General features: G+C 74.9%; 5 protein-coding genes. All 5 read left to right on the top strand.

The genetic code is table 11. The features are described 5' to 3' along the window. Positions 1-952: ABC transporter permease (locus ACFWEP_RS10465; protein WP_387368519.1), on the top strand; the 952-nt coding region annotated here is incomplete at its 5' end. Further along, a complete protein-coding gene (locus ACFWEP_RS10460; RefSeq protein WP_387368517.1) occupies positions 949-1,938 on the top strand; it encodes an ABC transporter permease in 990 nt (329 codons plus the stop codon). The genes ACFWEP_RS10465 and ACFWEP_RS10460, both read left to right, overlap by 4 nt. Then, positions 1,935-3,644: a dipeptide ABC transporter ATP-binding protein gene (locus ACFWEP_RS10455; RefSeq protein WP_387368515.1), complete on the top strand. Its 1,710-nt coding sequence runs from the start codon at positions 1,935-1,937 to the stop codon at positions 3,642-3,644. The genes ACFWEP_RS10460 and ACFWEP_RS10455 overlap by 4 nt, the downstream gene beginning before the upstream one ends. A 187-nt stretch (positions 3,645-3,831) precedes the next feature. Further along, a complete protein-coding gene (locus ACFWEP_RS10450) occupies positions 3,832-5,754 on the top strand; it encodes a DUF3492 domain-containing protein (protein ID WP_387368513.1) in 1,923 nt (640 codons plus the stop codon). 52 nt (positions 5,755-5,806) lie between these two features. Beyond that, a complete protein-coding gene (locus ACFWEP_RS10445; protein ID WP_387368511.1) occupies positions 5,807-7,195 on the top strand; it encodes a hypothetical protein in 1,389 nt (462 codons plus the stop codon). Positions 7,196-7,417 lie beyond the last annotated feature (222 nt).

Here is a 7,417-nt window from a genome sequence, read left to right as displayed (position 1 = left end):
GACCGACACGGTCCCCGCCTCCGGGGCGCTCCCGTTCTGGCGCAGGCTCCGCGCCCGTCGCGCCGCACTCGTGGCGGCCGTCGTCGTCGCGCTGCTCGCCCTCACCGCCCTGGCCGCCCCGCTGCTCGCGGCGGCCGAGGGCCAGGACCCCAACGCCTTCCACGCCGACCTGGTGGACTCCGCGACCGGCGGCGTCCCCCTCGGCTCCTTCGGCGGGATCAGCGCCGAACACTGGCTCGGCGTCGAACCCCTCACCGGTCGCGACCTGTTCGCCCGCGTCGTCTACGGGGCCCGCGTCTCGCTGGGAGTGGCGCTCGCCGCCACCCTGATCCAGGTCGTCATCGGCGTCACCCTCGGCATGGCCGCCGGACTCGGCAACCGCCTCGTCGACCAGCTGATCAGCCGCGTCACCGACCTCGTCGTCGCGCTCCCCGTCATCGTCACCGCGCTCGGCGCGCTCGCCGTCGTCCCCGCGAGCTTCCCCCGCCCCGTGCTGATCGCCGGCATGGTGGGACTCGTCGGCTGGGCGCACCTCTCCAAGGTCGTCCGTGCCCAGACCCTCGCCCTCAAGCGGACCGACCACGTCCTCGCCGCGCGGCTCAGCGGCTGGGGCGGTTCCCGCATCGCCCGGCGCGAACTGCTGCCGGGCCTCGCCGCACCCGTCATCACGTACGCGGTACTGCTCTTCCCCGGCAACATCGTCATGGAGGCCGCGCTGTCCTTCCTCGGCGTCGGCATCAAGCCGCCCACGCCGTCCTGGGGACAGATGCTCAGCGACGCGGACACCTGGTACCAGGCCGCGCCCACCTACCTGCTCGTCCCCGCCCTGCTCCTCTTCGTCACCGTGCTGGCGCTGACGGTGCTGGGCGAGGGCGTGCGCAACGCCCTCGACCCCCGGGTCGCCTCGCGGCTGCGGGTCGGCACCGGGACCAAGAAGGAGGCCGGAGCGTGACCCGCTTCCTGCTGCGGCGCCTCGGCGGAGCGCTCCTGGTGCTCTTCGCCCTGAGCGTCGTCGTGTACGCCGTCTTCTACGTCGCCCCGGGCGATGTCGCGCAGATCGCCTGCGGCCCGCGCTGCTCGCCCGCGCAGGTCGCCCAGGTGACCGCTCAACTCCGGCTCGACGACCCGGTGTACGTGCAGTACGCCCACTTCGTCCAGTCGATCTTCACCGGCCACGACTACTCGACCGGCACCGGCACCGAGCACTGCGCGGCGCCCTGCCTCGGCCGCTCCTACCGGGACGACGAGCAGGTCATGGAGCTGATCGTCGCCAAGCTGCCCGCCACCGCCTCGCTCGCCCTCGGCGGCTTCACGCTCTGGCTCCTCGTCGGCGTCGGCACCGGACTGCTCTCGGTCTGGCGGCGCGGCCGTGCGACCGAGCGCATCCTCACCGGAGTGACGCTCGCGGGCATGTCGACGCCCGTCTTCGTGCTCGGCCTGATGCTGATCATCGTCTTCTGCTCGGGGCTCCAGATCCTCCCGTTCCCCGTCTACGTCCCGCTGAGCGACGACCCCGAGCAGTGGTTCTGGAACCTGCTGCTGCCCTGGCTCTCGCTCGCTCTCGTCTCCGCCGCCCCGTACGCCCGGATGACCCGCGCGGCGATGCTGGAGACCCTCGCCGAGGACCATGTCCGCACCTTCCGCGCCTACGGGGTGAGCGAGCGCCGGATCGTCGTCCGACACGCGCTGCGCGGTGCGCTCGCACCCCTGATCGCGCTCGGCGCGGTCGACATCGGCATGATGTTCGGCGGCTCGGTACTCACCGAATCGCTCTTCAACATCCCCGGCATCGGCCGGGAACTCGTCGACGCCGTGCGGACCGTCGATCTCCCCGTCGTCGTCGGACTGGTGCTCGTCACCGGATTCTTCGTCGTCCTCGCCAATGTCGTCGCGGACATCCTCCACGCGGCGGCCGACCGTCGGGTGGTGCTGTCATGAGCTTGGTCGAGGTATCCGGTCTCACCATCGACTTCGGCGGCGTGCGCGCCGTCGACGACCTCTCTTTCACCCTGGAGAAGGGCGCCGCCCTCGGCGTCGTGGGGGAGTCCGGCTCCGGCAAGAGCGCCTCCGCCTACGCCCTGCTCGGACTGCACCGGGGGACCGGGGCGGTCGTGGGCGGCTCGGTCACCGTGGCCGGGGTGGACGTGCATGCCGCCGACGAGGCCGGACTGCGGGCGCTGCGCGGCGCGAAGGCCGCCATGGTGTTCCAGGACCCGCTCTCCTCGCTCGACCCCTACTACGCCGTCGGCGACCAGATCGCCGAGGTGTACCGGGTGCACCACCGGGTGTCCCGGCGGATCGCCCGGGCCCGCGCGGTGGAGGTACTCGGCCGGGTCGGCATCCCCGACCCGGTGCGCCGTTCGCGCTCCCGGCCGCACGAGTTCTCCGGCGGGATGCGGCAGCGGGTCCTCATCGCGATGGCGCTGGTCTGCGAACCGGACCTGCTCGTCGCCGACGAACCCACCACCGCGCTCGACGTCACCGTGCAGGCGCAGGTCCTCGACCTGCTGCACGAGCTGCGCCGCGAGAGGGGCATGGGACTGCTGCTGGTCACCCACGACGTCGGGGTCGCCGCCGAGAGCGTGGACGACATCCTGGTCATGAAGGACGGCCGGGCCGTCGAACGCGGCCCGGTCGCCGAGGTGCTGGGCAACCCCCGGCACGCGTACACCCGCGCCCTGCTCTCCGCCGTCCCCCGCGTCGACGCGCCGCGCGAGGGGCGCACCCCCGGGCCGGAAGCCGCGACGGCCGGAGGTGCCGTGTCCGGGGCCGTCGGGTCCGGGGCCGTCGGGTCCGGGGCCGTCGGGTCCGGGCGGGCAGGGGAGGGCGAGCCGCTGCTCGAAGCGGTGGGGCTGCGGTGCGAGTTCGGGCGGGGGCGCGACCGGGTCACGGCCGTGGACGACGTGTCGCTCACCCTCCGGGCCGGCGAGACGCTCGGCATCGTCGGCGAGAGCGGAAGCGGCAAGACCACCCTCGGCCGCATGCTGGTGCGGCTGCTCGACCCGACCGCCGGCCGGCTCCGATACGGGGGTACGGAGATCGGCGCGCTGTCCGCGAGGGAGCTGCGCCCGCACCGGCGCGAACTCCAGATGATCTTCCAGGACCCGGTCGCCTCCCTCAACCCGAGGCGGTCCGTGGGCGAGTCCGTCGCCGACCCGCTGCGCGCGGCCGGTGAGCGCGACGAAACCCGCATCCGGCGCCGGGCCGGCGAACTCCTGGACCGCGTCGGGCTGGACGCGGCCCGGTACGACAGCTACCCGCACGAGTTCAGCGGGGGGCAGCGCCAGCGGGTCGGCATCGCCCGCGCCCTCGCCGCCGAACCCCGGATCATCGTCTGCGACGAGCCCGTCTCCGCGCTCGACGTCACGACCCAGGCCCAGGTCGTCGCGCTCCTCGCGGAACTCCAGCGGGAACTCGGCATCGGCCTCGTCTTCATCGCCCACGACCTCGCCGTGGTCCGGCAGGTCAGCGACCGGGTCGCGGTGATGCACCACGGCCGGATCGTCGAACAGGGTGCCGTCGACGAGGTGTACGGCTCTCCGCGCGACCCGTACACCCGGCGACTCCTCGCGGCCGTGCCCGCCCTCGATCCGGGGGTGGCGGCGGCCCGGCGGGCGGCGCGCGGGGAGCTCGCGGCGGTCTGACGGGGCGTGACCCGAGGGGCGTTTCGCGGCGAAACGCGTGGGGACCGGGAAAGTTACGCCGGTTCACCCCTTCTGGTGGCGTGACGGACAACCGTCCGTCGCGCCACCGGCGTATCCGCTTAACGTCGTCCCGACGCTGGTCACCGGCCAACGGTGGCCGCCCACATGGGAGATCGGGGGTGTACTCGTGCGTATCGGCCTGCTCACCGACGGTGGTTATCCGTATGCGGACGGTGAGTCCAGACTGTGGTGCGACCGCTTGGTACGTGGTCTTCCCCAGCACGAGTTCGACCTCTACGCGCTGAGCCGCTCCGCCCACCAGGAGAAGCTCGGGTGGGTGAGTCTGCCGCCGCAGGTCGGGCGGGTACGGACCGCGCCGCTCTGGAGCGCGCCGCACACCGCGCCGCGGCGGACCACGGACGGGAGCGTGCCGCAGGACGAACCGGGCGGCTGCCTCACCCGCTTCGTCACCGGCAGCGGGGGCGCCTACGGCCGCCGCGAGCGCCGGCGCTTCACGGCGCATCTGACGGCGCTCGCCACGGCGGTCAGCGCCTCGGGCGCGGACGGTCCGACACACCCCCGGGGCGGCGCGGGGGCCGGGCGGACGGCCGCCGACCCGTCCGTACCCTTCGGTGAAGGGCTCTACGGACTCGCCGAACTGGCCCGGGAGCACGGCGGACTGCCCACCGCGCTCCGCTCCGAATCCGCCCTGCGCGTACTGGAATCCGCCTGCCGCGCCCGGGGTACCGGCCGTACCGTCCAGCGCGCGACCGTCACCGACCACCTGGCCTTCGCCGCCGAACTCGCCCGCCTGCTGCTGCCGTTCTCGCTCGACTGGTACACCACCGAGTCCCTCGGCGGAGTGGACCTCTGCCATGCGGCCTCCGGCGGTACCGCGGCCCTCCCCGGACTGCTGGCCAAACGCTTCTTCGGTGTTCCCCTCCTGGTCACCGAGCACGGCCTGCCGCTGCGGACGCACTACCTCTCCGCCACCGACGCGCCGTTCGGTGCGCCGGTACGCGCCCTGCTCGCCAACTTCCATGCCCTCCTGGCCGCCGAGGTCTACTGCCAGGCCACCGTCGTCACCCCGGGCAACAGCCACGTACGCCGCTGGCAGCAACGCTGCGGCGCGGACACCGCGAAGCTGCGCACGGTGTATCCGGGCATGGAGACGGGGCGCTTCGCGCAGGTGGGCGGGGGCGACAGCGCCGGCCCGGACACCCTGGTGTGGGTGGGCAGGGTCGAGCCCGCCAAGGACCTCGTCACCCTGCTGAACGCCTTCGCCGAGGTGCACCGGGCCGAACCCGGTGCACGGCTGCGGATCCTCGGTGCCCCCGTCGAAGGCGCCGAGGGCGCCGCGTACCTCGCGCACTGCCGAGTCCTGGCCGAAGAGCTCTTCCCCGGGACCACCGCGGAGCGACATGGGGACGGAGACGGGGGCGGGGACGCGCGCGGCACGGAGGAACCGGGGGCCGTGGAGAGCCCGGTCTCCTTCGAGGAGATCGGCGGGGCCGGGGCGGACGACCTCGCCGGAGCGTACGCGGCGGGCGGGGTGGTGGTCCTGTCCAGCGTCGTCGAGGGCTTCCCGATCAGCCTGGTGGAGGCGATGTTCTGCGGCCGTGCCACCGTCTCGACGGACGTGGGCGCGGTGGTCGAAGTCATCGGCGGCACCGGACTGGTGGTCCCGCCGCGCGACACCCCGGCGCTCGCCGAGGCTTGCCTCGCGCTGCTGCGCGACCCGGAGCGCCGTGCGCGCCTGGGCGAGGCGGCGCGGGCGCGCGCCCTCGAACTCTTCACCGTGGAGCAGAACCTCGCGGCCTTCCGCTCGCTCTACAGGGAGCTGACCGCGGGCCACCCGCCGAGCCCGAGGGGCACCGCCCCGGCCGCCGTCCGGCCGGAGGCCGGGACCCCGCGGACCGGTGGAGCACCGGACGCCTCGGCACCCCGCCCCTTCGCCGTCCCACCCGAGGAGTACGTACGCACCGGCCGGCCCCGCACGGACCCGGCGGAGCGGAGGCCCGCCGGACGGACCCCGGCCTGGGCCGTCGTACCCGCACCCGAGAAGGTCGGCGCCGCCGCGGCGGCCGGAGCGGGGGACGGCGATGCGTGACCCCCGCGACCACCTGTCCGCCCCGGGCAACGAACCGTACGGAGGAACCCTCATGGGCCGCGCGCCCGAAGCCCTGGACGTGCCGAACACTCCGTCGCCCGCCGCCGAGCCCCCGGCCCGGGCCGTCGGCTCCGTGGCAGACGCTCCTGCCGGACGCGCCCCGGCGGAGCCCGCGGGACCGGAACGCGCGGAGGCGGAGAACGCCGCGGCGGAAGACGCCGGAGCGGAGGGCATGGCGGCGGAACGCGCCGGAGCGGAGGGCACCGTGGCGGAAGGCACCGTGGCGGAACGTGCCGGAGCCACCGGCGTCGCGACAGCCGGGCCCGTCCTCGTCCCTCCCGTCCCGGCACCCGCTCCCCTCCCCGCCGCCGGCCGGGCGCCCGCCGACCCCGTGCGCGCCCTGCTGCGGCACCACCGCGAGCTCTGCGCACGTGCCGTCGACCCGCTGGAGATCGCCGCCGGACTGGAGGCGCACGGAATCACCGACCGGGCCGCCGCCCGCTACCGCCACCGGGACGTCTTCTCGCTGGCCGAGGAGCTCTACGCCCGGGTACCCCGGCCCGCCACCGGCCCGGTCGGGCTGCCGTCCGACCGGCGGACCGCAGCCGATCTTGACCACCGTGCCGCCTGGACCCTGCACGCCCTGCTGCCCGGGGCCGCCTGCCTCGCCACCGTCGGGGCGCTCCGGGTGACGGAGGGGGTGTTCGGCACCGGCGCACGGAATGCGCTGACGGCCGCCGGCGCTCTGCTGGTCTTCCTCGCGCTCCGGTCCGCCCTGGCCACCGGTCCGCTGCGCGCCCCGGCGGGCTCCGGCCGGACCGCCCTCTACACCTGCTGGCTCCTCGGCTACGCGGTGTACGGCGAGGAACTGCTCGACCAGGTCCTCAGCGGCGGTCCGGACGGCCACTGGCCCAGCACCCCGGCTCCGCTCCTCGGCCTCTCCCTCGCCGTGGTCCCCGCCGCCTGGTGCGCGCACCTCTTCGCCGTGCGCGCCCGCCGCAAACTCGGCGGCAGCCGGGCGCTGGAGGAGTTCGGAGCAGGGGTGAGACCGGTGTTGCTGACGAGCGTCGCGCTCTTCCTCGCCGCTCTCCTGCCGCTCATGCTCCTCGCCGACCTGGGGTACGGCGGCCACGGCGTACCGCTCTCGGCCTACGCCCTCGGAGTGCTGTTCTTCCTCGCCCGGCTGGAGACCGCGCACGGCCTGCCCGCCCCCGCCGTCACCGCGCTCGCCGCCGCCTGCGCGGTCGAGGCGGCGGCCCCCCTCCTCGTGCTGGGCGGCCGGCTGCCCGCCCTCGACCTGCTGGCCCGGCCCGTCGACGTACTCGTCGCCGCGGGCGGTACCGGCGCCGTACCCGCCCTCGCCTGCGGCGCCGCGGCGCTCGGGCTGCTCGCGCACGCAGCCGTCGCGCTCTCCCGCGCCTCCGCCCACCACCGGCACTGACCCGAACCGACCCGACGCGCAGCGGTTCCCGCGCCCCCGACCCCGCGCACCGGCCCCGCTCGGCCGCGACGGGCACCGCCGAACGTGCCCGGTCCGGCCGACGACCGCACCACCTCGTACCGCTCATCGACCCGCGAGCCGACGTCGCGGGTCCGCCACACCGCTCACGCCATCCCCATCAAGGAGTAACCGGACATGACCCGCCGACCCGCCGCACCGGCC

This window comes from Streptomyces sp. NPDC060198 (assembly GCF_042728415.1).
GTDB lineage: Bacteria > Actinomycetota > Actinomycetes > Streptomycetales > Streptomycetaceae > Streptomyces.
Note: the sequence above shows the minus strand (reverse complement) of the source record. Positions and strands in the feature narration are given on the sequence as shown.

Coding starts and splice junctions, on each gene's coding strand:
- ACFWEP_RS10455 (WP_387368515.1), top strand. CDS start 1,935: ATGAGCTTGGTCGAGGTATCCGGTCTCACCATCGACTTCGGCGGCGTG.
- ACFWEP_RS10445 (WP_387368511.1), top strand. CDS start 5,807: ATGGGCCGCGCGCCCGAAGCCCTGGACGTGCCGAACACTCCGTCGCCC.